The organism is Ruegeria sp. BE3 (assembly GCF_056538865.1).
The window spans coordinates 37768-62115 of the sequence record NZ_JBQFTW010000006.1; the positions used below are offsets into that span (position 1 = coordinate 37768).

Annotated in this window: 24 protein-coding genes; 14 read left to right on the top strand and 10 right to left on the bottom strand. The window is 58.1% G+C overall.

Translation table 11 applies throughout. The features are described 5' to 3' along the window. Positions 1-9 precede the first annotated feature (9 nt). Genes mnmG through ACR0AZ_RS14450 form a run of 4 tightly spaced genes read left to right on the top strand, consistent with a single transcriptional unit; the run spans position 10 to position 4208 of the window. Complete coding sequence (mnmG, locus tag ACR0AZ_RS14435; protein ID WP_480667727.1) at positions 10-1878, top strand: tRNA uridine-5-carboxymethylaminomethyl(34) synthesis enzyme MnmG; 1869 nt, start codon at positions 10-12, stop codon at positions 1876-1878. After that, the gene (gene rsmG / locus ACR0AZ_RS14440; protein ID WP_480471334.1) at positions 1875-2498 is read left to right on the top strand and encodes a 16S rRNA (guanine(527)-N(7))-methyltransferase RsmG; all 624 of its coding nucleotides are present in this window, start codon (positions 1875-1877) and stop codon (positions 2496-2498) included. The genes mnmG and rsmG overlap by 4 nt, the downstream gene beginning before the upstream one ends. Further along, positions 2491-3294 (top strand): ParA family protein, encoded by an 804-nt coding sequence (locus tag ACR0AZ_RS14445; protein WP_480471335.1) that lies wholly within the window; start codon positions 2491-2493, stop codon positions 3292-3294. The genes rsmG and ACR0AZ_RS14445 overlap by 8 nt, the downstream gene beginning before the upstream one ends. Positions 3295-3314: 20 nt before the next feature. Further along, a complete protein-coding gene (locus ACR0AZ_RS14450; RefSeq protein WP_480471336.1) occupies positions 3315-4208 on the top strand; it encodes a ParB/RepB/Spo0J family partition protein in 894 nt (297 codons plus the stop codon). Here ACR0AZ_RS14450 and ACR0AZ_RS14455 read toward each other — a convergent pair. Genes ACR0AZ_RS14455 through rph form a run of 4 tightly spaced genes read right to left on the bottom strand, consistent with a single transcriptional unit; the run spans position 4198 to position 7023 of the window. Continuing rightward, on the bottom strand, positions 4198-4551 hold the full coding sequence (locus tag ACR0AZ_RS14455) for a YbaN family protein (protein ID WP_480471337.1): 354 nt from the start codon (positions 4549-4551) through the stop codon (positions 4198-4200). The two genes, ACR0AZ_RS14450 and ACR0AZ_RS14455, sit on opposite strands and share 11 nt — an antisense overlap. 3 nt (positions 4552-4554) lie before the next feature. Next, positions 4555-5709 (bottom strand): radical SAM family heme chaperone HemW, encoded by a 1155-nt coding sequence (gene hemW / locus ACR0AZ_RS14460; protein WP_480667728.1) that lies wholly within the window; start codon positions 5707-5709, stop codon positions 4555-4557. Then, on the bottom strand, positions 5699-6313 hold the full coding sequence (gene rdgB / locus ACR0AZ_RS14465) for an RdgB/HAM1 family non-canonical purine NTP pyrophosphatase (RefSeq protein ID WP_480471339.1): 615 nt from the start codon (positions 6311-6313) through the stop codon (positions 5699-5701). Before rdgB ends, hemW begins: the two co-directional genes overlap by 11 nt. Continuing rightward, positions 6310-7023 carry a ribonuclease PH gene (rph, locus tag ACR0AZ_RS14470; RefSeq protein WP_480471340.1) on the bottom strand — a complete coding sequence of 238 codons (714 nt, stop codon included), beginning with the start codon at positions 7021-7023 and terminating at the stop codon, positions 6310-6312. The genes rdgB and rph overlap by 4 nt, the downstream gene beginning before the upstream one ends. A 112-nt stretch (positions 7024-7135) precedes the next feature. Between rph and hrcA the strand changes: the two genes are divergently transcribed. Next, positions 7136-8200: a heat-inducible transcriptional repressor HrcA gene (hrcA, locus tag ACR0AZ_RS14475; protein ID WP_480471341.1), complete on the top strand. Its 1065-nt coding sequence runs from the start codon at positions 7136-7138 to the stop codon at positions 8198-8200. A gap of 10 nt (positions 8201-8210) precedes the next feature. Continuing rightward, positions 8211-8774, top strand: a complete 564-nt coding sequence (locus ACR0AZ_RS14480) for a nucleotide exchange factor GrpE (RefSeq protein ID WP_480471342.1) — start codon at positions 8211-8213, stop codon at positions 8772-8774. Between the two features lie 30 nt (positions 8775-8804). Here ACR0AZ_RS14480 and mutS read toward each other — a convergent pair whose 3' ends face one another. Then, positions 8805-11420, bottom strand: a complete 2616-nt coding sequence (gene mutS, locus ACR0AZ_RS14485; RefSeq protein WP_480471936.1) for a DNA mismatch repair protein MutS — start codon at positions 11418-11420, stop codon at positions 8805-8807. A gap of 161 nt (positions 11421-11581) precedes the next feature. Here mutS and ACR0AZ_RS14490 point away from each other — a divergent pair, with 161 nt between their 5' ends. Both ACR0AZ_RS14490 and ACR0AZ_RS14495 read left to right on the top strand, forming a co-directional pair. Beyond that, positions 11582-13837 (top strand): NADP-dependent malic enzyme, encoded by a 2256-nt coding sequence (locus ACR0AZ_RS14490; protein ID WP_480471937.1) that lies wholly within the window; start codon positions 11582-11584, stop codon positions 13835-13837. 3 nt (positions 13838-13840) lie between these two features. Then, positions 13841-14713 carry a ribokinase gene (locus ACR0AZ_RS14495; RefSeq protein WP_480471343.1) on the top strand — a complete coding sequence of 291 codons (873 nt, stop codon included), beginning with the start codon at positions 13841-13843 and terminating at the stop codon, positions 14711-14713. On the opposite strand, the gene msrA is transcribed toward ACR0AZ_RS14495, so the two are convergent. The 3 genes from msrA to ACR0AZ_RS14510 all read right to left on the bottom strand — a co-directional run bounded on the left by msrA (position 14710) and on the right by ACR0AZ_RS14510 (position 17133). Further along, positions 14710-15381 (bottom strand): peptide-methionine (S)-S-oxide reductase MsrA, encoded by a 672-nt coding sequence (gene msrA, locus ACR0AZ_RS14500; RefSeq protein WP_480471344.1) that lies wholly within the window; start codon positions 15379-15381, stop codon positions 14710-14712. The genes ACR0AZ_RS14495 and msrA overlap by 4 nt on opposite strands. Before the next feature lie 105 nt (positions 15382-15486). Continuing rightward, positions 15487-15768, bottom strand: a complete 282-nt coding sequence (locus ACR0AZ_RS14505; protein WP_480471345.1) for an SCP2 sterol-binding domain-containing protein — start codon at positions 15766-15768, stop codon at positions 15487-15489. Positions 15769-15906: 138 nt separating this feature from the next. Beyond that, the gene (locus ACR0AZ_RS14510) at positions 15907-17133 is read right to left on the bottom strand and encodes an argininosuccinate synthase (RefSeq protein WP_171171502.1); all 1227 of its coding nucleotides are present in this window, start codon (positions 17131-17133) and stop codon (positions 15907-15909) included. A gap of 217 nt (positions 17134-17350) precedes the next feature. Here ACR0AZ_RS14510 and ACR0AZ_RS14515 point away from each other — a divergent pair, with 217 nt between their 5' ends. After that, a complete protein-coding gene (locus ACR0AZ_RS14515) occupies positions 17351-18040 on the top strand; it encodes a hypothetical protein (RefSeq protein WP_480667729.1) in 690 nt (229 codons plus the stop codon). Positions 18041-18098: 58 nt separating this feature from the next. Further along, positions 18099-19325: a threonine ammonia-lyase IlvA gene (ilvA, locus tag ACR0AZ_RS14520; protein WP_480471347.1), complete on the top strand. Its 1227-nt coding sequence runs from the start codon at positions 18099-18101 to the stop codon at positions 19323-19325. On the opposite strand, the gene ACR0AZ_RS14525 is transcribed toward ilvA, so the two are convergent. Next, positions 19322-19651, bottom strand: a complete 330-nt coding sequence (locus ACR0AZ_RS14525) for an Hpt domain-containing protein (protein ID WP_480471348.1) — start codon at positions 19649-19651, stop codon at positions 19322-19324. The two genes, ilvA and ACR0AZ_RS14525, sit on opposite strands and share 4 nt — an antisense overlap. A gap of 143 nt (positions 19652-19794) precedes the next feature. Between ACR0AZ_RS14525 and ACR0AZ_RS14530 the strand changes: the two genes are divergently transcribed. Beyond that, a complete protein-coding gene (locus ACR0AZ_RS14530) occupies positions 19795-21069 on the top strand; it encodes a PP2C family protein-serine/threonine phosphatase (RefSeq protein ID WP_480471349.1) in 1275 nt (424 codons plus the stop codon). Here ACR0AZ_RS14530 and ACR0AZ_RS14535 read toward each other — a convergent pair. Next, positions 21066-21512 carry an NUDIX hydrolase gene (locus tag ACR0AZ_RS14535; RefSeq protein WP_480667730.1) on the bottom strand — a complete coding sequence of 149 codons (447 nt, stop codon included), beginning with the start codon at positions 21510-21512 and terminating at the stop codon, positions 21066-21068. The genes ACR0AZ_RS14530 and ACR0AZ_RS14535 overlap by 4 nt on opposite strands. A gap of 77 nt (positions 21513-21589) precedes the next feature. On the opposite strand from ACR0AZ_RS14535, the gene hslO reads away from it, so the two are divergent. Genes hslO through ACR0AZ_RS14550 form a run of 3 tightly spaced genes read left to right on the top strand, consistent with a single transcriptional unit; the run spans position 21590 to position 24316 of the window. Beyond that, complete coding sequence (gene hslO, locus ACR0AZ_RS14540; protein WP_480471351.1) at positions 21590-22576, top strand: Hsp33 family molecular chaperone HslO; 987 nt, start codon at positions 21590-21592, stop codon at positions 22574-22576. After that, positions 22566-23165 (top strand): CoA pyrophosphatase, encoded by a 600-nt coding sequence (locus ACR0AZ_RS14545; RefSeq protein ID WP_480667731.1) that lies wholly within the window; start codon positions 22566-22568, stop codon positions 23163-23165. The genes hslO and ACR0AZ_RS14545 overlap by 11 nt, the downstream gene beginning before the upstream one ends. Further along, entirely contained in the window at positions 23162-24316 is a 1155-nt protein-coding gene (locus ACR0AZ_RS14550) for a CCA tRNA nucleotidyltransferase (RefSeq protein ID WP_480667732.1), read from the top strand. Before ACR0AZ_RS14545 ends, ACR0AZ_RS14550 begins: the two co-directional genes overlap by 4 nt. The last annotated feature ends 32 nt before the right edge of the window (positions 24317-24348 follow it).

Sequence of the window (24348 nt, forward strand, 5' to 3'; positions counted from 1 at the left end):
GTGTTTCACGTGAAACATTCGGAGTTTGATGTTGTCGTGATTGGTGCCGGCCATGCAGGGGCTGAGGCCGCCCATGCAGCCGCCCGTATGGGTGTGTCGACTGCTCTGGTCACTTTGTCCGAACGGGATATTGGGGTGATGTCCTGTAACCCCGCCATCGGAGGTCTTGGGAAAGGCCATCTGGTTCGCGAAATCGATGCGTTGGACGGTGTCATGGGCCGTGTGGCAGATCAGGCAGGCATTCAGTTCCGCCTTTTGAACCGCCGAAAAGGGCCGGCAGTGCAGGGCCCGCGCGCGCAGGCTGATCGCGCACTGTATCGCGCGGCCATGGTTCAAGCCACTCAGAATCAGCCGAATTTAACCATCATCACTGGTGAAGTGGTCGATTTTCGAATGGATGGAAAACGCGTAACCGGGGTTGTTTTGGCGGATGGTTCGGTGATCCCATCGCAGACTGTTATCCTGACATCCGGCACATTTCTACGGGGCGTCATTCATATTGGCGACGTTTCGAAGCCCGGAGGTCGCATGGGCGACCGACCCTCAGTGAAGCTGGCAGAAAGATTGGACGGCTTCGCACTGCCGATGGCGCGTCTGAAAACCGGGACACCTCCACGCCTCGATGGCCGGACAATCGACTGGGATGTGCTGGAGCGGCAGGATGGCGATACCGAACCTACCTTGTTTTCGTTCCTGTCGGAATCGGTGACGGCGCCGCAAATTGCCTGTGGTATCACACATACCAACGCCAAAACGCATGAGATTATCGAGCGTAATCTGTCGCGGTCCGCGATGTACGGCGGGCATATTGATGGCGTGGGGCCTAGGTATTGCCCCTCGATCGAAGACAAGATCGTGAGATTTGCGGATAAGGACTCGCATCAGATTTTTCTAGAGCCCGAGGGCGTAAACGATCACACGGTGTACCCCAATGGTATTTCCACATCATTACCTCAGGATGTTCAGGTTGAATATGTGCGCTCGATCAAAGGGCTTGAGCAGGCCGAAATCCAGCAACCGGGCTATGCGATCGAATATGACTATGTTGATCCTCGAGTCTTAGATGCTTCCCTGTCGCTGCCTGATGTACCGGGGCTATATCTTGCGGGCCAAATCAATGGAACCACAGGATATGAGGAGGCGGCCGCCCAAGGTATAGTAGCCGGTCTGAACGCTGCCAGAGAAGTTCAGGGGCTGGAATCGGTGTTTTTTACACGTTCTGACAGCTATATCGGCGTAATGATCGACGACCTGACCACTCGTGGTGTTGCGGAACCGTATAGAATGTTTACCTCACGAGCAGAATTCCGTCTTTCGCTTCGCGCTGACAATGCAGATCAACGTTTGACGCCATTGGGAATTGAGCTTGGCTGCGTGGGAGAGAAGCGGCGATCAGCCTTTACCGAAAAACTGAATAAGCTTTTGGCGGCAAAATCAAAACTCACAGAACGGACTTTTACGCCGAAAGAAATTCGCGCAGCTGGAATCGAGGTCAATCAGGACGGTAATCGCCGGGATGGTATGGCTGTCCTGGCCTTTCCGAATGTTGTATTCGAAGATTTGATAGCGCTTGAACCAGAACTCTCCCAAACCGATGACAGGACACGCCGTCAGATTGAGCGAGATGCGCTTTATGCCAATTACATTGCGCGACAACAGCGGGATGTCGAGGCTATGAAGCGAGATGAATCACATGTGATTCCAAGGGATTTTGACTATTTCTCGCTCGATGGTCTCTCGACGGAAATGAAGCAAAAACTGTCCCAGGCCAAACCAGCTAATATCGCTCAGGCGGGTCGGGTTGAAGGCGTGACGCCGGCGGCATTGACTCTGGTGCTGGCAAAGCTTCGTCGCGATATGAAGGTGCGTAAAGCATGAGTGCCATCCAAGGTGCGGCGCCCGATAACCTGAATGTTTCACGTGAAACATTGGAGCGCTTGCGCAAATATGTTGAACTTGTTGAGCGTTGGAATCCCAAGATAAACCTGGTTTCGCGTAACAGTCTTAAAGAAATCTGGACCCGTCACATCCAGGATTCGGTGCAAGTGTTTCACTGCTCAGGTTCCGTCGCTCATTGGGTGGACCTGGGAAGTGGTGGGGGATTTCCGGGCATGGTTTGCGCGATCATGGCGCTTGAAACTGCTCCGGACACGCAGTTTACCTTAGTTGAAAGCGATCAACGCAAATCGGCGTTTCTGCGCAATGTTGCACGAGAAACTGGCGCGAATTGCAAAGTCATATCCAAGCGAATCGAAGATGTTGAACCGCTTCGGGCAGACATCCTGTCCGCACGGGCGTTGTCAGATCTGACCAGTCTATTGTCCTTTTGTGATAGGCATTTAAGCCCTGAAGGCGTTGCTTTGTTGCCGAAAGGCGCAACCTGGAAAAAAGAATTGGATGAGGCCTGCAAGGAATGGAAATTCGAGGTTGAGCCGATTACAAGTTTAACGGAACCTCAAGCCGTTATCCTGAAGATCAAAGGAGTCTCTCGTGGTTGATCTGTCTCGCCCTGCCGGGCCCCGGATTATTGCGGTTGCCAACCAGAAGGGCGGGGTGGGAAAGACGACAACAGCGATTAATCTGGCAGCTGGATTGGCAGAAGCGGGTTGCAAGGTTTTGGTCGTGGATCTCGATCCTCAGGGTAATGCCTCGACCGGTTTGGGTGTCGAGGACCGGGATTGGACGACATATGATCTCATACTCGATGATGCCCCGTTGGAGGCCGTTGTTCAGGAAACAGAGATCAGCAATCTCTATGTTGTTCCAGCGACGGTTGACCTTAGCTCAGCGGATATTGAACTGATTTCAAACGAAAAACGCAGTTATTTGTTGCATGACGCATTGCGTCAGACTGCAATAGATACCTTTGGGTTGGACTTTGTGCTGATCGATTGCCCTCCGTCGCTGAATTTGCTGACTGTAAATGCAATGGTCGCGGCGCATTCTGTCCTCGTGCCACTACAGAGCGAGTTTTTTGCGCTTGAAGGTCTGTCCCAGCTCATGCTGACCATTCGAGAGGTGCGCCAGACCGCGAATCCAGACCTTAGAATCGAAGGTGTTGTGTTGACCATGTATGACAACCGCAACAACTTGTCCCGTCAGGTTGAAAAGGATGCGCGTGACAATCTGGGTGAGATGGTATTTAAAACCAAGATACCCAGGAATGTACGGGTGAGCGAGGCACCGTCTTACGCGTTGCCGGTTCTGCAGTATGATTCCGGGTCTCTTGGGGCGATGGCCTATCGGCATCTTGCTCGAGAGATCATGCATAAGAATAACAAAGTAGCCGCCTAAGCGGACGTCAGGAGGGCATAGTGAGCGTCAAGAAAAGCAAATCCCGGGGATTAGGTCGCGGCTTGTCGGCATTGATGGCTGATGTAGCGCCCGAGGCGGATGGTCGGATCACAGCTGAACCGCGCCGTCCTGATCTGAAGGTTCCGATTGAAAAACTGCAAGCAAACCCGGATCAGCCACGCCGCCGGTTCGCGCAAGAGCAACTGGACGAACTTGCGGCTTCGGTCAAGGAAAAGGGGATCATTCAGCCTCTGATCGTACGCAGCATCACAGGTGGACAATATGAGATTGTCGCTGGCGAGCGTCGCTGGCGCGCGGCCCAGATGGCGCAACTGCATGAAATCCCTGTCATTATTCGTGAGTTCGATGACACTGAGGTGCTTGAGGTCGCCATCATCGAAAATATTCAGCGCGCGGATCTGAATGCAGTGGAAGAAGCTGCCGGTTTCAAGCAGTTGATGGATCGTTTTGGTCACACGCAGGAAAAACTGGCCGAGGCTTTGGGCAAAAGCCGCAGCCACATCGCCAACTTGCTGCGTCTGCTCTCATTACCGATGGATGTGCAGACGCTAGTCATTGAAGGCAAGCTTTCAGCAGGGCACGCGCGGGCATTGATCACCGCGGAAAACCCGTCAGAGCTGGCAAAACAGGTGGTGCGCGATGGGCTGTCGGTACGCGCGACCGAGGCTTTGGTTAAGAAACAACAGGGCGATGCTGATAAGCCCGCTCCCCGATCCAGAAACCTGAATGCCGGGAAGGATGCCGATACGCGCGCGTTGGAGAAAGACTTGTCAGCGATTCTCGCAATGAAGGTGACCATCAACCACAAGGCTGGTGCGGAATCGGGGCAAGTGGTGCTGGCTTATGAGAATCTGGATCAGTTGGACGATCTGTGCGCCAAGCTCAGCCGTTAGGGCGCGTCCAGATAAAGACCATGACACACCCAAGCACAATGGCTTGAATGATCAGGACATGTGTCGGAACTGAGATCACGACCGACAGGACAAACACGGCGGCGATCGAAACGGTGGCCGCCTTTTTTGCCGCTGGTCGGATTGCACCTGAGCTTTGCCAGTCGACGATCATCGGTCCAAAAGTTCGGTGGCTGAGCAACCAGTTGTGCAGCCGTGACGACGAACGTGCGAAGAAAAATGCAGCCAGCAGTAGAAACGGTACAGTTGGAAGCAGGGGCAGGGCAACGCCAATCATGGCGAGCGCAACGCAGAGCAATCCCAGACCGGCCCAGAGATATTGCATGCGCTACTCCAACAATTCCCGGATTACGGCATTCAGCACGGTGCGCCCATCAGATGTCGCCTGCAATCGGTTTTCGCCAATCGTGATCATGCCGATATCACTTAAAGCCTGTAGTTTTTCCTGCGCTAAGGGCTGGTCTGCGAGAGCTTGATATCTCTCAATATCTAGTCCTTCAAATATGCGAAGACTCATCATAAGGTATTCGGTGGCCTGATCCTGACGGCTCAGTTCTGAACGATTGCTCTCTCCTGATCCATTCTCGGCAGACTTGAGCCATTTCGTCGGGGCCAGGTGGGTTTCGGTTGCAAACTTTCGTCGATTCAGCGTGATCCGACCATGAGCGCCGGGGCCGATGCCGACATAATCACCATAGCGCCAATAGATCAGGTTGTGCTGCGATTCCGAACCGGGCCGCGCGTGGTTTGAGACCTCGTAAGCAGGTAATCCGTGGGCCTCGCAGATCTCTTGCGTGGCCAGATACATATCGGCAGCGCTATCATCTTCGGGCAGGCCGCGCAGTTTTCCAACAGCATACCGGTCGCCAAAGGCCGTGCCGTCCTCGATCGTCAATTGATAGAGAGACAGATGATCGACGGCCATCGAAAGGGCTTCGGTCAACTCTGCGCGCCATGCGTCCAAAGTCTGATGCTGCCGGGCGTAGATCAGATCAAAGCTAACGCGGTCAAAACAAGTGCGGGCGATATCGAAGGCTGCTCGGGCCTCGGCGACGGTATGAATGCGGCCCAGCCGACGCAGGTCTTCATCGTTCAGCGCCTGCACACCCATCGAGATCCGATTCACGCCGGCGTCTCGATAGGCCGCAAATCGACCCGCTTCGACCGAACTTGGGTTGGCCTCAAGCGTGATCTCCATGTCGTTTGCGGGCCGCCACAGGGCGCGGGCCTCGTCTATGATGGCGGCGACAGTTTCCGGCGCCATCAGCGACGGGGTGCCGCCGCCAAAGAAGATCGTGTTCAACACGCGATCTGGTGTTTCAGCGGCAGATCGTTTCAGTTCACTAAGATAACAACCAAGCCATTGTTTTTGATTGATATTTTTGGAAACATGGCTGTTGAAGTCGCAATAGGGGCACTTAGCCTCGCAGAAGGGCCAATGCACATACAGGCCAAAGCCCCCATTGCGCCAATCATCCGCCAAAGCAGCCTTTCACGAACATCTCAACCGCGCGGCCGCGATGGCTGATCTTGTTCTTTTCCCAACGATCCATCTCGGCAAAGGTAATGTCGTATCCGTCGGGGACAAACATCGGGTCATAGCCAAACCCGCCTTCGCCTCGGATTGGCCAGACTAGATGACCGGGGGCGATGCCCTCGAATACCTCATCGTGACCATCGGGCCAGGCCAGAACCAATGTGCTGCGGAACTGTGCGGTGCGGGGATGCGCGGCACCTTTAGCCTCCAGCTCAGTATGGGCACGGGTCATGGCCATCAGGAAATCGCGGCCATTTCCGGTTTCGGCCCAATCGGCGGTATAGACACCGGGCGCGCCGTCCAGTGCATCAATGGTGATCCCGGAGTCGTCCGACAGGGCAGGCAGGCCGGTCGCCTTCGCAGCGGCATGAGCTTTGATCCGGGCGTTGCCGACAAATGTGTCTTCGGTCTCTTCCGGTTCGGGCAGGTTCATCTCGCCCGCGCCGACCACCGTCACATCAAAGGGTTCGAGGAGATGCGCCATCTCCTCAAGCTTGCCTTTGTTGTGGGTGGCAACCAGCAGCCTGTCCCCGTCGAACCTGCGGGTCATGCGGTGGCGGCCTTTTGTGCTGCGGCCAGCTCGCCCACGCCTTTTACGGCCAGATCCATCAGTTGGTCCATCTGGGCGCGGCTGAAGACCGAGCCTTCGGCGCTCATCTGAACCTCGATCAGTTTGCCTGAACCGGTCATGATGAAATTACCATCCACACCGGCCTCACTGTCTTCGGGATAGTCGAGGTCCAGAACCGGCTGACCAGCATAGATACCGCAGGACACAGCGGCAACCGGATCGACCAGCGGATCGGAAATCACCTCTCCCGTCTTCATCAGCTTATTGACGGCCAGACGCAGCGCAACCCAACCACCGGTGATCGAAGCGCAGCGCGTTCCGCCATCAGCCTGGATCACATCACAGTCGACAGTGATCTGTCGTTCACCCAGGGCGACCCGGTCCACACCGGCGCGCAACGCACGGCCAATCAGGCGCTGAATTTCCACAGTCCGACCACCCTGCTTGCCCGAGGCAGCCTCGCGCCGCATCCGCGTATTCGTCGCCCGTGGCAGCATTCCATATTCGGCGGTGACCCAACCCAGCCCTGAGCCTTTGATGAAGGGTGGTACGCGATCCTCGATCGTGGCGGTGCACAGCACGTGGGTATCGCCCATCTTGATCAGGCAGGAACCTTCGGCATGTTTGGTAAAGCCCGTTTCGATTGAAACGGCGCGCATTTCGTTTAGATCACGTCCTGAGGGTCGCATGGGAATTCCTTTATCTACTGGGTTGGGGATACCGCCCCGCAGCGTTACGATGCAACCCCGATTGACCTTTCATTTACCTGCGATTTAATGACGATCCAGCAGGGGACCGCCGATGAGTGAAGCGAGCAAAATTCTGGATGAGATGAACGACCGATCACGGGAAGTATTCCGGCTGATCGTCGAAAGTTATCTGGACAGCGGTGAGCCTGTCGGCAGCCGCACGCTGACGCGTACTTTGTCCGAAAAAGTCAGCGCCGCCACTGTGCGCAACGTCATGCAGGATCTGGAGTTTCTGGGCCTGCTGGACAGCCCTCATATCAGTGCGGGGCGTATTCCGACCCAGCAGGGGCTGCGTATGTTTGTCGATGGGTTGCTCGAAGTTGGCGATTTGGGTGCGGATGATCGGCAGAAACTAGACGAGACTTTAGGCTCTAACGCGGGCGATGTGGGCGGAATGCTGGACCGTGTGGGATCGGCATTGTCACACGTGACACAAGGTGCCTCTCTGGTTCTGACACCCAAGCACGAGGCCGAGATCAAGCATATCGAGTTCGTCTCTCTGGGCCATGACCGGGCTTTGGTGGTTCTGGTATTCTCGGACGGTCACGTGGAAAACCGGCTGTTCACCCCCCCGCCAGGGCAGACACCCAGTTCAATGCGTGAGGCGGCGAACTTTCTGAATGCGCTGATCGAGGGGCGCACGCTCAGCGAAGTGCGGCGTCAGATGCAAAGCCAGATCGACGCCCGCAGACAAGAAATCGACGTGCTGGCGCGTGAGATGGTCGAGAGCGGGATGGCCGCTTGGGACAGCGATGGCGGCGACTCGGCCCGTTTGATTGTGCGCGGGCGGGCGAATCTGTTGAATGAACCGGGTCAGACTGAAGAGTTGGACCGGATCCGAACGCTGTTTGACGATCTGGAACGCAAACGTGACATCGCCGAATTCCTCGAATTGACCGAAGATGGCGAGGGTGTGCGCATTTTTATTGGTTCCGAGAACAAACTTTTCTCACTTTCGGGTTCCTCTTTGGTGGTGTCTCCATATATGAACGCTGATCGAAAGATAATCGGTGCGGTCGGGGTTATCGGACCCACACGTCTGAATTATGGACGGATCGTGCCAATCGTGGATTATACGGCGCAACTGGTCGGCAAGCTGATATCCGACCGGAGCTAGAGGGTAAGAGATGGCAGAGCCCAAGAACGAAGAATTTCTGGACGATATCATGTCCGCAGAAGCGGAAGAGTTTGCCGAGGAATTTGCTGAGATCAGCGAAGAGGCGCTGGAGATCGATCAGCTGCGTGCTGAGCGAGACGACTATAAAGACAAGTTCATGCGTGCGCTGGCCGACGCCGAGAACGCCCGCAAGCGCGGTGACAAGGCGCGCCGGGATGCTGAGCAGTATGGCGGGTCGAAACTGGCGCGCGACATGCTGCCAGTCTATGACAATATGAAGCGCGCGCTTGAGGCCGCGACCGACGAGCAGAAAGAGTCTGCCGCCGGTCTGCTGGAAGGTGTCGAGTTGACCATGCGAGCGTTGAAGGACGTGTTCCAGAAGCACGGGATTGAAGTGATCACGCCCGAAGTTGGCGACCGGTTTGACCCGAATGTACATGAGGCGATGTTTGAGGCTCCGGTGCCTGGCACCAAAGCCGGGGACATCATTCAGGTCTCGGCCGAAGGTTTCATGCTGCATGACCGCCTGCTGCGCCCGGCGCAGGTCGGCGTTTCGTCTATGCCTGCAAGCTAAGCAGTTGTAAAACCAAGAATTTTGAGGCGGTCAGGATCTGGCCGCCTCTTTCAATTTATAGATCAGGTCCAACGCTTCGCGCGGGGTCAGCTCATCCGGCAAGATCTCGTCAAGCATATCCGTGACCGGTGAGGCCTTGGGTGCCGGAGGCGGGGGAGGTGGCGCTGCCGAAAACAAGGGCAGGTCGTCGATCAAGGCCTTTTGCTTGCCGCCCTCGCGCTCGGTTTTCTCTAACTGATCCAACACGACGCGGGCGCGCTCAACCACGGATGCAGGCAGACCGGCGAGTTGGGCGACCTGAACACCATAGGACCGGTCGGCGGCGCCTTTGTGCACCTCGTGCAGGAAGATCACCTCACCTTCCCATTCCTTGACCGCGACGGTGGCGTTGTCGACGCCTTCCAGATTTCCTGCCAAGGCGGTCAATTCATGGTAGTGGGTCGCAAACAAGGCACGGCATTTATTGGCGGCATGCAGGTGTTCCAGCGTCGCCCAGGCGATGGACAGGCCGTCATAGGTGGCGGTGCCGCGGCCAATTTCATCAAGAATGACCAGCGCGCGGTCGTCAGCCTGGTTGAGGATGGCAGCGGTTTCCACCATCTCGACCATAAATGTCGAGCGGCCCCGGGCCAAATCGTCGGACGCGCCGACACGGCTGAACAGCTGGCTGACGACACCGATATGCGCCCGCTCTGCCGGAACATAGCTGCCCATTTGCGCTAACAGGGCGATCAGCGCGTTCTGGCGCAGGAAGGTTGATTTACCGGCCATGTTGGGACCTGTCAGCAGCCAGATGGCAGCACCGTCCTCGGCGCTCAGATCACAATCATTGGCGATGAACGCATCGCCACTTTGCTGGCGCAGCGCATGTTCCACGACCGGATGGCGACCGCCCTGCACATCGAACGCGCGCGAGGCATCGACTTGCGGTCGACACCAGTTTTCTCCGCGTGCCAGATCTGCCAAGGCGGTGGTCAAATCCAGCTCAGCCAGCCCGCGTGCGGCTTGGTTCAGGCGGGCAGCAAGGGTAAGAATCTCGTCAGATAGCCTTTGATAGAGCCTTTTTTCGATCTCCAAAGCCAGATTTCCTGCGTTCAGGATACGGGTTTCGATCTCGGAGAGTTCGACGGTGGTAAAGCGCACCTGATTGGCTGTGGTTTGACGGTGAATATAGGTCTCGCTGAACGGCGGGTTCAGCATTTTTTCGGCATGTGTGGCGGTGGTTTCGATGAAGTAACCCAGCACGTTGTTATGCTTGATCTTCAACGAAGCAATGCCGGTATGCTCGGCGTATTTCTGCTGAAACCCGGCGATGACCGAGCGACCTTCGTCGCGCAAAGTTCGGGCCTCATCCAGTTCCGAGTCAAAGCCGGGGGCTATGAAGCCTCCGTCACGAGCCAATAGCGGCGGTTCGGCAACCAGCGCCTCGTCAAGCAGACCCAAGAGGTCATCAAAGCCGACAAGGTTTTGAACGGCTGTAGACAGCAATATTGGCAGGTCCTGCGTACCGCAAAGCTCGGCAATCGTTGACGCCTGAGTCAGTCCGTTGCGAACGGCGGCCAGATCGCGCGGCCCTCCACGCTCAAGGGAAAGCCGCGAAAGGGCGCGGTCCAGATCCGGGGTCTTGCGCAGCGCCTCGCGCAGGTCTGAGGCGGTCAAGCTGTCCTCAGCCGCGAAAGTCACCGCATCCAGCCGGGCATGGATCACATCCAGATTGCGCGAAGGGCTGGACAGGCGCTGCTCCAGCAGCCGCGCACCACCGGGTGTGACGGTGCGGTCGACAACCGACAGCAACGATCCGGCACGACCGCCGGACAGAGATCGGGTTAGTTCCAGATTGCGGCGTGTGGCGGCGTCGATCTGAACGACGCGATCTTCGGATTCCTTTAAAGGCGTTTGCAGCAGGGGCAATTTGCCCTTCTGAGTGATCTCCAGATAGTCGATCAGCGCGCCCATAGCCGACACTTCGGCGCGCCCGAAGGAACCAAACGCATCCAGCGCGCCCACGTGAAACAGACCGCAGATGCGTTTCTCTGCCGCTGTGCTGTCGAAACTTGCACGTCCGATAGGGGTGAGTGAGATACCCAGATCGCGGACCGGTTCTTGCAGCGGCTGATCCGCGCCATCCGCTACGATCAGCTCGGACGGAGCCAGTCGCGCAAGCTCGGGGCTTAAACGAACGGATGTCAAAGGCATCACGTGAAACGCACCGGTTGAGATATCAGCCCAAGCCAGCGCTGCCTCGTCCCGCACCTCGGAATAGGCGGCCAGAAAGTTATGACGGCGGGCTTCCAGCAAGGCGTCTTCGGTCAGCGTGCCGGGCGTCACCAGACGCACGACATCACGCCTTACCACCGATTTAGAGCCTCTTTTCTTCGCTTCTGCCGGGCTTTCCATCTGCTCGCAGACGGCGACGCGAAAGCCTTTGCGGATCAGGGTCAGCAGATAGCCCTCAGCCGAATGGACCGGCACGCCGCACATCGGAATATCGGTTCCGTTGTGTTTGCCACGTTTGGTCAAGGCGATGTCCAACGCTTCGGCAGCGTTGACGGCGTCCTCGAAGAACATCTCGTAGAAATCGCCCATGCGGTAGAACAGCAGGGCGTCGGCATGGGCCTCTTTGATCTCTAGATATTGCGCCATCATTGGCGTGACTGTGGACAAAAGCGGCCCCCTATTGGCGTCTTCCGGACGCGACCTTACAAATCCCCTTCGTGCGACGAAAGGTGAAAACGCATTGTCGTTGAGGCGCGCGCGCGCCTGCGCTATGACGCATCAGCCCTGAAGTCATGGAAACGACCCAGAAGATGCCCAAAGCGAAGATCACCAAAGAAGAGGCACTGGCCTTTCACCTGGACCCGACCCCCGGCAAGTGGGAGGTGCAGGCCACCGTTCCCATGACCACGCAGCGCGATCTGTCGCTTGCCTACAGCCCCGGTGTTGCTGTTCCATGTGAAGCCATCGCCGAGGCACCCGAAACGGCCTATGACTATACCAACAAGGGCAATCTGGTTGCCGTGATCTCGAATGGCACAGCCGTTCTGGGCCTTGGCAATCTCGGTGCGCTGGGCTCGAAACCGGTGATGGAGGGGAAATCTGTCCTGTTCAAACGGTTCGCCGATGTGAACTCGATCGATATCGAATTGGACACTGAGGACCCGGATGAGTTCTGCCGCGCGGTTCGCCTGATGGGGCCGACCTTTGGCGGTATCAACCTTGAGGACATCAAGGCACCTGAATGTTTCATCATCGAACAGCGCCTGAAGGAGGAGATGGACATCCCCGTCTTCCACGATGATCAGCACGGCACAGCGGTGATCTGTGCGGCGGGTCTGATCAACGCGCTGCATATCTCGGGCAAGAAGATCGAGGATGTGAAGATCGTTCTGAACGGGGCCGGGGCTGCGGGCATCGCCTGTATCGAACTGCTCAAGTCGATGGGCGCGCGGCATGAGAACTGCATCGTCTGTGACACCAAGGGCGTGATCTATCAGGGTCGGACCGAGGGCATGAACCAGTGGAAATCGGCGCACGCGATCTCCACCGATCTTCGGACTCTCGAAGAAGCGATGAAGGGGGCCGATGTATTCTTGGGCGTATCGGTCAAAGGCGCCGTGACACAAGATATGGTTGCCAGTATGGCCGACAATCCTGTGATCTTCGCCATGGCCAACCCGGATCCCGAGATCACGCCGGAAGAAGCCCATGAAGTGCGCGTCGATGCCATCGTCGCCACCGGACGCAGCGATTACCCGAACCAGGTCAACAACGTTTTGGGTTTTCCCTATCTGTTCCGCGGCGCTTTGGACATTCATGCCCGCGCCATCAATGATGAGATGAAAATCGCTTGCGCCCATGCGCTGGCCAATCTGGCGCGTGAGGACGTGCCGGATGAGGTTGCCATGGCTTATGGCAAGTCGCTGACCTTTGGGCGTGATTACATCATCCCGACGCCGTTTGATCCGCGCCTGATCCACCGTATTCCGCCTGCTGTCGCCAAGGCGGGTATGGACACTGGCGCAGCCCGCCGTCCGATCATCGACATGGACGCCTATGAGCTGAGCCTCAAATCCCGCATGGACCCAACTGCCAGCATCCTGCGCGGCCTGAACGCCCGTGCGCGTCAGGCACAAAGCCGGATGATCTTTGCCGAGGGCGACGATCCCCGCGTCTTGCGCGCCGCAGTGACCTATCAGCGCTCGGGCTTCGGCAAGGCGTTGGTTGTGGGCCGTCCGGACGATGTCAAACTCAAGCTGGAAGAAGCTGGATTGGGGGATGCGGTACGCGAGTTGGAAGTGGTGAATGCGGCCAACACCACACATCTCGAGACCTATACAGACTTTTTGTATAAACGCCTGCAGCGTAAGGGTTTTGACCGGAAAGACATCTACCGCCTCGCGGCGCGCGACCGGCATGTGTTCTCATCCCTGATGCTGGCGCATGGTCATGGCGACGGTCTGGTGACCGGTGCTACGCGCAAATCGGCGCATGTGCTGGATCGTATCAATCACGTATTTGATGCCGATGCCGCCCATGGTGCAGCCGGTGTGACTGCACTGCTGCACAAAGGTCGTATCGTTCTGATCGGTGACACATTGGTGCACGAATGGCCCGATGAAAATGATCTGGCCACGATCGCCGAACGTTCGGCCGCGGTGGCGCGTCACATGGGGTTGGAGCCTCGGGTGGCCTTTGTCAGCTTCTCGACCTTTGGCTATCCGGTGTCCGAGCGGGCTGAGAAGATGCACCGCGCGCCGGTGGTTCTGGACCAGCGCGGCGTCAACTTCGAGTACGAGGGCGAGATGACCGTGGACGTCGCGCTGAACGTGGATCAGCAAGCTGGATACCCGTTTCAGCGCCTCACCGGGCCGGCCAATATCCTGATCGTGCCGGCGCGGCACTCGGCTTCGATCTCGACCAAACTGATGCAGGAAATGGGCGGGGCGACCGTGATCGGCCCGATCCTGTCCGGCGTCGACAAGCCGATTCAGATCTGCTCGACCGTCTCGACCGCGAATGACATTCTGAACATGGCTATTCTGGCCTCCTGCGATATTGGATAGACCATGACGATCTGGAACCTGGGCTCGATCAACGCGGATATGGTATATGCCCTGCCGCATTTGCCGGAAGCGGGCGAAACCTTAGCGGCGGGCGGGCTTGATCGGTTTCTGGGTGGCAAGGGGGCCAATATGTCGGTGGCGGCAGCCCGGGCTGGGGCGCGGGTGGCGCATATCGGCGCCGTCGGGTCAGATGGGCGCTGGGCGCGCGACCGATTGACCGAATATGGGGTTGATACCCGGTTTATCTCTGAGACCGACACCCCAACCGGTCATGCAATCATCGCCGTGGATGCCGAGGGTGAAAACCTGATCATCCTCTACCCCGGTGCCAATCACGCGTTGGAGGCGCAGCAGCTGCAACGGGCCTTGGGTGAGGCCGTCACCGGGGACGTTTTGGTGATGCAGAACGAAACCAACGCACAGATCGAGGCAGCACGGCTGGGCCGCGACCTTGGCCTGACCGTTTGCTACGCCGCCGCCCCATTTCAGGCCGACGCGGTTCAGGCTGTCCTGCCATTTCTGGATTTCCTGATCCTGAACGAGGTCGAGGCCGAGCAGTTGCAGGCCGCGTCAGGCCTTGCGCCCTCGGACCTGCCTGTAGAGCATGTGATCGTGACGCTGGGTGCAAAAGGCGCGCGGTATTACCATCAAGGCCATGACCCTCAGCAGTTCGAGGCCCATAAGGTCAGCGCTGTCGATACGACCGGCGCGGGGGATACCTTCACCGGATATGTGCTGGCGGGGATGGATCGAGGGATGCCGATGGCGCAGGCGATCGCCCAAGCGATGCGTGCCGCGGCCCTGATGGTCACGCGGCACGGCACAGCGGATGTTATTCCGGATTTGAAAGAGGTGCGCGAGGCGCAGCTCGATTAAGACCCAGCGAAGGGCGCAGCGCTACCCCACAATTGCCGGACACGGTCATCGCGGCCACACGCATTTCGATAGGCCTTATAAGCGTTCTTCTGGCGCTTGGGGCCAAAGCGGGTAAAGACCAGCTTGTCACCCTTGTAGTAATCCTGATGGTATTCTTCGGCCGGATAGAATGTGCCTTCCTGCAGGATCGGTGTGACGACGGTCTGCCCCAATGCCTGCTGAGCATTACCTTTGGCTTTCTGCGCTAGCGCCTTTTCCCCTGTGTTAGAGACGAAAATGGCGGTGCGATAGCTGTCGCCCCGATCACAGAACTGGCCGCCTGCATCGGTGGGATCAACCGAGCGGAAGAACATGTTCAACAGTGTTTCACGCGATACTTTGGCGGGGTCGAAAGTGATCTGAACCGCCTCATAATGACCGGTGCCACCTTTGGACACCTGATCATAGGTGGGGTTCGCCGTCTTGCCACCGGTATAGCCTGACACCGCCCCAAGCACGCCGGGGACGGATTCGAAATCGGATTCCACGCACCAGAAACAGCCTCCGGCGACCGTCAGCGTCTCGGACCCCGCTGCCGGGGCGGGCAGAGCACGCAACATGGCCGTCAGCAGGATCAGCGCAAACAGCAGAGAGGGTTTGATGCAGTTCAGATAAGCAGTCCGGGTCATGGCAGGTCTCCTTCCGAGACCAAGCTGCCCTCAGTTTCACCCGCTTGCAATGCGCTGACATCGTTTGTCACGTGCTGGTGAGACGAGTTTATCCGTGATCGCCCGTTACCCCAGCAACTGCCCCAACTTCATCGCGACACCTATATTGCCCGAAATCTTCAGCTTACCCAGTGCAACCCCCGTCATCGGGTTCAGCTTTCCGGTCAGCAGCTTGGTCAGGTTGTCCTGCGAGATGCGGATGGTGCAGTCTGTCTCACGATCTTCGGTCGAAGCTGTGTTGTCGGCCAAAACGATCACGCCGTCATCGCCGCAATCGAATTTGAGCGATCCGTCAAAGTTCTTGCCATCCAGACCTTTTTGAATCCCGTCGGCGATGTCCTGCAGCATGATCCGTCCTTTTCCTGATTGACGTATGCGTAAAGACACTCCCATGCGTCGATCAAGCCTGACGCAGCGGGAAGACGCCCACAAAAAAGCCCGGCATCCAAAGGATTGCCAGGCTTTGGTGTCGATATGTGAGTTCGCTTACTTGCTCAGCCGCTTGTCGCGTGCGGCCAGCAGTTTCAGGCGCAGCGCGTTCAGCTGAATGAAACCAGCTGCATCTTTCTGGTCATAGGCACCAGCGTCTTCCTCAAAGGTCACATGCGCCTCGGAATAGAGCGAATGATCAGACCAACGGCCAACGGTCGAGGCCAGACCTTTGTACAGTTTCACCCGCACGGTGCCGGTGACGTGCTCTTGCGACTTGTCGATGGCGGCCTGCAGCATCTCACGCTCGGGCGAGTACCAGAAGCCGTTATAGATCAGCTCGGCGTATTGCGGCATCAGCTGGTCTTTCAGATGCATCGCACCACGGTCCATGGTGATGGACTCGATCCCGCGATGCGCTTCCAACAGGATGGTGCCGCCCGGCGTTTCATAGATGCCGCGCGATTTCATGCCCACGAAACGACCCTCGACCAGATCGAGACGGCCAATGCCGTGCTTGCCGCCATATTCGTTCAGCTTGGTCAGGATGGTGGCCGGGCTCATCGCCTCGCCATTGATGCTGACCGCGTCACCTTTTTCAAAGCCGATTTCGATGAATTCGGGCTCATTCGGCGCGTCCTCGGGATGGACGGTGCGCTGATAGACATAGTCGGGCGCCATATCGGCGGGGTCTTCCAGAACCTTGCCCTCGGATGAGGTGTGCAGCAGGTTCGCGTCGACCGAGAAGGGCGCCTCGCCGCGTTTGTCCTTGGCAATCGGGATCTGGTTCTGTTCCGCAAATTCCAGCAGCTTGGTGCGGCTGGTCAGGTCCCACTCGCGCCACGGCGCGATCACCTTGATATCGGGGTTCAGCGCGTAAGCGGCCAGTTCAAAGCGAACCTGATCGTTGCCCTTGCCGGTCGCACCATGGGCGACAGCGTCAGCGCCGGTTGCCTCAGCAATCTCGACCAGGCGTTTCGAGATCAGCGGGCGTGCAATCGACGTGCCTAGCAGATACAGCCCCTCATACTGCGCATTGGCGCGGAACATCGGGAAAACGAAATCGCGGACGAATTCCTCGCGGATGTCTTCGATATAGATGTTCTCGGGTTTGATCCCCAGCAGCTCGGCTTTCTTGCGGGCGGGTTCCAGCTCCTCGCCCTGACCCAGATCGGCGGTGAAGGTCACGACCTCACAACCATACTCGGTCTGCAGCCATTTCAGAATGATCGAGGTATCAAGGCCACCGGAATAGGCCAGAACAACTTTCTTGGGCGCGGACATCTGACTTCCCTTTATGCGTAGAACGACTGGCCCCTAACGGGTTTTGGACGCGGGGGCAAGCGGCGTGGATTGACGCAGGCTGGGAATTGGGGTGAAACGGGCGGACAGAGAACAAGGATTGGTTGAGAGGGCAGTATTTATGCAGGGGTTAGAGATTTTCGTGCACTCGGTGAAGATGGTTTTGAGGAACCTGAAGCAGGCTCTCCAGGTTTCGTTGGTGCCTGCGCTGATTGGAGGCATGATCGTCATAGCTCTCAGTGTTCTGTTTGGCATTTCATTCGAGGATATCTCGACGGAGCCGAACGGCTTGCCTGACGCCGCCTCGTCAGGCGCGATTGCAGGTTTTCTTCTGAGTGTGCTGCTTTCGATTTTTACGATCATGCTTTGGATCGTCGTGTCCTGGCATCGTTTCGTGCTGCTCGAAGAATATCCGGTCGGTTTTCTTCCCGCATTCAGATCGGATCGCGTATTGGCCTATTTTGGGAGACTCCTGATGCTGCTGCTGCTGGCAGCAGTCGCTATGATCCCGGCCATGTTCGTCATAGGGATGTTGGGGCAAGCTCCGGCGGTGGTGGGAATCCTGGTCTGGTTTTTGGTTGTCGTATTGCTGACGGTGGCATTCTATCGGGTTTCTCCGATCCTGCCCGGTGCGGCAATCGGACGAAACCTGAAGCTGTCAGAAGCTTGGCAGGCAACAGCTGGTGCTGAGGGTGCGATTGTCCTGTTGGTGATCCTGTCGGCGCTGTTTCAGATGCTGCTTCAGTTTCTGGCATCTATATTGCTGTTTGTTCCGATCATTGGGCCGTTGGTTGTGGTCTTTGCCATGATGCTGGTGGTTCCGTTGATCAATGTCAGCATTCTGACCACGATGTATGGCGTGTTCATCGAAAAGCGCGAACTCTCCTGACCCGCGTACACATATGTATTCCTTGCCCTTTCAGCGGTGATCGGGCAGGGAAATCGACATGACCGATTTCATGACCCGCGCCCGCGCCGCCGAACAGGCAATGCGCTCTGTGTTTCCCGCAACGCCGCTGCAGCGGAATGCCCATTTGTCTGACCGTTACGGGGCCGAGATCTGGCTCAAGCGTGAAGACCTCAGCCCGGTGCGGTCCTACAAGATTCGTGGTGCGTTCAACGCTATGCGCAAGCAGCAGGGGCAGGATCTGTTTGTCTGCGCCAGCGCGGGCAATCACGCGCAGGGTGTGGCCTATATGTGCAAGCATCTGGGCGTGCGGGGTGTGATCTTCATGCCGGTGACCACGCCGCAGCAGAAGATCCAGAAGACCCGCATCTTTGGCGGCGACAATATCGAGGTTCACCTGATCGGCGACTATTTCGATGACACACTGGCTGCCGCGCAGAAATGGTGCGCGGAACAGGGTGGCCATTTTCTGTCTCCTTTCGACGATGAGGATGTGATCGAGGGTCAGGCCTCGCTTGCGGCTGAGATTGAGGAACAACTGGGCAGCATTCCCGATCATGTGCTGTTGCCTGTGGGCGGTGGCGGCATGTCCGCAGGAGTAGCAACCTGGTTTGGCGACCGCACGCATTGTTTGTTTGTCGAGCCAGCGGGTGGGGCCTGTTTGCGCGCCGCGCTGGCAGCGGGGCATCCGGTGTCGCTGGACCATGTGGACAATTTTGTCGATGGCGCGGCGGTGGGCCGGATCGGTGAAAAACCCTTTGAGCTGCTGAAATCGCGTCACCTGTCGGATGTGCTGACATTGTCCGAAGACCGCATCTGCACCACCATGATTGAGATGCTGAATGTCGAGGGCATCGTGCTGGAGCCCGCCGGCGCGCTGGCGATCGAGGCGCTGGGCGATATTCAAAGCTTTATCCGGGGCAAGACCGTGGTGTGTGTGACCTCAGGCGGTAATTTCGATTTCGAACGCCTGCCCGAAGTCAAAGAGCGCGCCCAGCGATATTCCGGAGTGAAGAAATACTTCATCCTGCGCCTGCCGCAGCGCCCCGGAGCGTTGAAGGAGTTTCTGAACATCCTCGGCCCCGAAGATGACATCGCACGTTTCGAATACATGAAGAAATCGGCGCGCAATTTTGGATCGGTCCTGATCGGGATCGAAACCCGTAAGCCCGAGAATTTCATGCGTCTGTTCGCGCATCTGGATGAGGCCGGGTTCACCTATACGGACATCACCGAAGACGAGACATTGGCGCAGTTTGTGATCTAGCGCAGGTTGTCGGCCAGACCGGTCTGAAACAGTGTTTTCGACTCGTCATAGGCCGCGAAAATCTCAGGTAGATCAACGGCGGCACTTTCACCCGCGGCGGCACGGCGCTCTCCGTCCTGGCAAAGCTTCGAGAAGCTATCAAAACCAAGGCTCAACGCGCTGCCTTTCAGGAAATGCAGGTTCTGCTCCATCTCGGAACGCCCTGCATCCTGGCGCAGTTTGGCAATCACCTCTTGCACTTCGTCCAGGAAAATCTCGACCACCTCGTCGAACTCATCCGCGCCGACCTCGTCGCGCAATTGCCTGACTCTGGACCACTGTATCATGCCACCCTCTTGCGGTTGGTCTGTGCATACCGCCGCAGCGGTAAAGAAGTGGTTAAGCTCTAGGCGTGCGGTTTTTCACCAGATGTTAAACCAGCGGTCTTAGCGTTGGCCCAACTGAGATATTGGATGAGCACAGGGATTTAATGGTGCCGGAAGTCGGTCAATCAGACAGCCGGGTTGAGCTGGACTTCGGCGCGATCCGTCGGGTTCTGGTGGTGGATGACAGCAGGCTGCAACGGCGGATTCTGGTTGCCTCACTTAAAAAGTGGGGGTTTGAGGTGCTTGAGGCCGATACGGGTGAGGCCGCGATTGACCTGTGTAAAGACAACAGACCTGACCTGGTGCTCAGCGATTGGGTCATGCCGGGGATGAGCGGGCTGGAATTCTGCCGCGCCTTTCGTGGGCTCGAAACCGAGCAATATAGCTATTTCATCCTGCTGACCTCAAAAAGCGAAAAGCAGGAGGTCGCGAAGGGACTGGATGCAGGGGCGGATGATTTCCTGATCAAACCGCTGGAGGCTGATGAGCTGCGCGCCCGCATTTCGGCCGGTGCCCGGATTCTGGACATGCAGCGTGAACTGTCCAAGAAAAACCGCCTGATCGAGACTGCATTGGATGAACTGAAACTGGCGCATGATGCCATTGACAAGGACCTGATGCAGGCTCGCAAAATTCAGGAATCTCTGGTGCCTGAACTGACCGGGCAATTTGGTAAGTCCCGCGTCAGCCTGTTGCTGAAACCTTGTGGTCATATCGGCGGCGATCTGGTGGGCATGTTCTCGCCCGGCGTCAATCGGCTGGGCTTCTACAGCATCGATGTCTCTGGCCACGGGATCACATCGGCGATGATGACGGCGCGGCTGGGTGGGTATCTGTCCAGCACGTATTTCGACCAGAACGTCGCGATGGAGCGGCGCTTCAACAAGTTCTACGCCTTGCTGCCGCCTGAGGAGGTCGCGGAGCAGCTGAACTCGCGCCTGATCGCCGATGCCGGGGTCGAGGAATATTTTACAATGGTCTACGCCATCGTCGATCTGCGCAACGGGCACGTGAAGATGGTGCAGGCCGGGCACCCACATCCTTTGCTGTTGCGCGCCGATGGCGGGGCTGAGTTTCTGGGCGAGGGCGGCTTGCCCATCGGCCTGTTACCGGATGTCTGCTTTCAGCAGACCGAAACTTATATGCAGCCTGGCGACAAGCTGCTGCTTCATTCTGATGGGTTCACTGAATGCCGCCTCAGGGATGGCAGCTTGCTGGACGAGGGCGGTCTGCAGCAGATGGCCACCGAGTGCCTGACCGAGAATGTTGGCTCAGAATTCCTGGACGATATGTTCTGGCACCTGACTCAGGTCATGTCGCCGGATCACGGGCTGGAGGATGACGTCTCGGCCGTGTTCTTCGAATATAACGGGACCTAAAGCAGCCCCTGCAGATGCCGCTGGGCGAAATAGGCATCCCCCTCATTGCCCAGCAGATGCACGGCGTCCGTGGTCTCCATCCACAAGGCTTCATGAAACGGCTCGGTCGGGGGACCGATACGGCGGACGGGGCGGGCGCGATAGATCAGGCAGATCTTCTCGGCCCACAGATCGTATTCGGGCATATAGGTAAACCGGCGGAACGCGCCCACGCGGCGCGGGGCGGCGATCTGCCAACCGGTTTCTTCGAACACTTCTCGGTGCAAGGCAGTGATCGGGGATTCGCCCGGATCGATGCCGCCGCCGGGCAGTTGCAGATCGGGGCCGGGTTCCAGTTGACAGGTCAGCAACAGGCGGTTGCCTTGCGGCAACAAGGAATAGACACCGACGCGTCGCGTATATGTCCGCCCGGCTTCGGGGCTTTCACCGAACCGTCTGATCATGTATGGCCCCTTTCAACCCAATCTGTTCGACCTATATGGTGGCGGTATGCCAACCTGTGGCGTGTAAGGAAACCCTCATGTCTCTTGGAACCAAAATCGCGTGGGACGATACCGTCCTGCCATTTCAACTCGATGTACCGGACATGCGTGGTCGCGTGGCCCGGCTGGATGGGGTGCTGGGCGGCATCCTGAAGCAGCATGACTACCCCGAAGTGGTCGAGGCACTGGTGGCTGAGATGGCCCTGCTGACCGCGTTGATCGGGCAAACGGTGTCGCTGCGCTGGAAGCTGTCTCTGCAGGTGCAATCCAAAGGCGCGGTGCGTATGATCGCGACCGATTATTATGCACCTCAGCAGGAAGGTGAACCCGCGCAGATCCGCGCCTATGCCAGCTTTGACAGGGATCGTCTGACCGACGCTGCCCCGTTTGATCAGGTGGGTGACGGGTACTTCGCGATCATGATCGACCAAGGCGAGGGCACGCATCCCTATCAGGGCATCACCCCGCTGGCCGGAGGATCGCTGAGCGCCTGTGCCGAGGCCTATTTTGCGCAGTCCGAACAGCTGCCGACCCGGTTCTCGCTCAGCTTCGGCAAATCGACCGAACCCGGTGTTGGTGAACACTGGCGCGCGGGTGGGATCATGCTGCAGCACATGCCCAAGGCCTCACCCTTTGCCGCATCGGGCGAGGGGACCGGAGAGATACTGACCGCCTCAGATCTGGTAGACGGTGAAGAGGGCGAGAACTGGGGCCGCGTCAACATCCTGCTCGACACCGTGGATGATCTGGAGATGATTGGGCCGTCGGTTGCGCCGACTGACCTGCTGGTACGTTTGTTCCACGAGGAACAGCCTCGCGTCTATGATGCGCAGCAGGTAAAATTCGGTTGCACTTGTTCCGAAGATCGCGTGCGTCAAAGCCTGTCGATCTATTCGGCGCAGGATATTGCGACAATGACCACGGACGAAGGCACCGTCACAGCAGACTGTCAATTCTGCGGCGCGCATTATGTGCTGGACCCTGCGACCGTCGGGTTCGAGGCCGAAGGCCCGGATGGCGCGTGATCTGATCTCAGAGCTGACAGCGGCGCTGGGCCGCGACGGCTCCGGGTCCAGTGACTTTGACCTGAACCCCGAGACGGTGCTGCCAGCGGGGCGCAAACTGCGCCCTGCCGGTGTGTTAGTGCCTGTTTCTCTGGCTTATGACGCACCTCGGGTGATCCTGACCAAGCGTTCGTCAGCCCTGAAACACCATCCGGGGCAGATCGCTTTTCCGGGTGGCAAACAGGATGAGGGTGATGCGGATGTCACCGCCACGGCCTTGCGCGAGGCGCAGGAGGAGATCGGTTTGCCGATCGACTTGCCGCGTATTCTGGGTCATCTGCCGACACATGAAACGGTGACGTCTTTTGCGGTAACGCCGGTCGTTGCAGTGCTCGAAACGACTTTCGACACGATAGTCGAACCCGGTGAGGTGGATGAGGTTTTCTCGGTCCCGCTTGCGCATGTGTTGAACCCGGAGAATTATGTCGTCGAGTCGCGCCGCTGGCGCGGACAAAGGCGATATTACTATGCTGCGCCCTATGGCCCCTATTACATCTGGGGCGCGACGGCGCGGATGCTGCGAGGGTTGGCGGCGCGGATGAGCGAATGATGCGGATCACCGAAGACTGGATTACCGAAGCAGCAACGCAGAAGGTATGCGCCGCACTGACCGCAGGTGGGGTTCAGGCGCTGTTCGTAGGTGGCTGTGTGCGCAATGCGCTGCTTGGTGCGCCGGTCTCGGATATCGACATCGCGACCGATGCGCGGCCCGAACATGTGGTTGAACTGGCACAACAGGCGGGCCTGAAGCCGGTCCCGACAGGGATCGAGCATGGCACCATCACGGTGGTCAGCAGTGGAATCCCGCATGAGATCACCACATTCCGCCGCGACGTCGAAACCGATGGCCGTCGCGCCGTCGTCGCCTTTTCCGACAAGGTCGAAGAAGACGCCGCGCGCCGTGATTTCACCATGAACGCGCTTTATGCCCGGCCTGACGGCACGATCCTTGATCCTCTGAACGGTTTGCCGGACTTGCAGGCGCGGCATGTGCGCTTCATTGGTGAGGCCAGTGATCGCATCCGCGAGGATTACCTGCGGTCGCTCAGATACTTCCGGTTTCATGCCTGGTATGGTGATGCAGACGAGGGGTTTGACCCCGATGCGCTTGATGCGATTGCCGCGAATTTGGACGGGTTAGAGACTCTTTCTCGCGAACGCGTCGGGGCCGAGATGCTGAAGCTTCTGGCTGCGCCCGACCCCGCGCCGTCGGTCGCCGCCATGCGCAGCACGGGTGTTTTGGCACGGCTTTTGCCCGGCGCGGATGACCGGGCTTTGGCGATCCTGATCCAGCTGGAGCAAGACGCCCACGCCACGCCCGAAGCGATTCGTCGTTTGGCCGCGATTGCTCCGCCTGAGGTGGCCAAAACCCTACGTCTCAGCAAGGCACAGCTGCAGCGCCTGACCCGGATGCGGGATGAGGCGGCAGCAACGACCAGCGTCGCGGAACTTGGCTATCGTTATGGCGCGGAAGGTGGATTGCACGAGACGCTATTGCGCTGCGCATTTCTGGAACAGCCCTGGTCCGACGGCCTGCGCCGCGCCTTGGAGCAAGGGGCCGCGGCCAGTTTTCCGATCAAAGCGGCGGATTTGATCCCCGCCTTTTCGGGCCCGGCTCTGGGCGCAAAACTGGCCGAGCTTGAGGCGCGCTGGATCGCGTCGGATTTCGCGCTCAGCCGCGAAGATTTGCTGGCGGACTAGCGGGAAGTCTCAAAAGGGGATGACAAACTCGA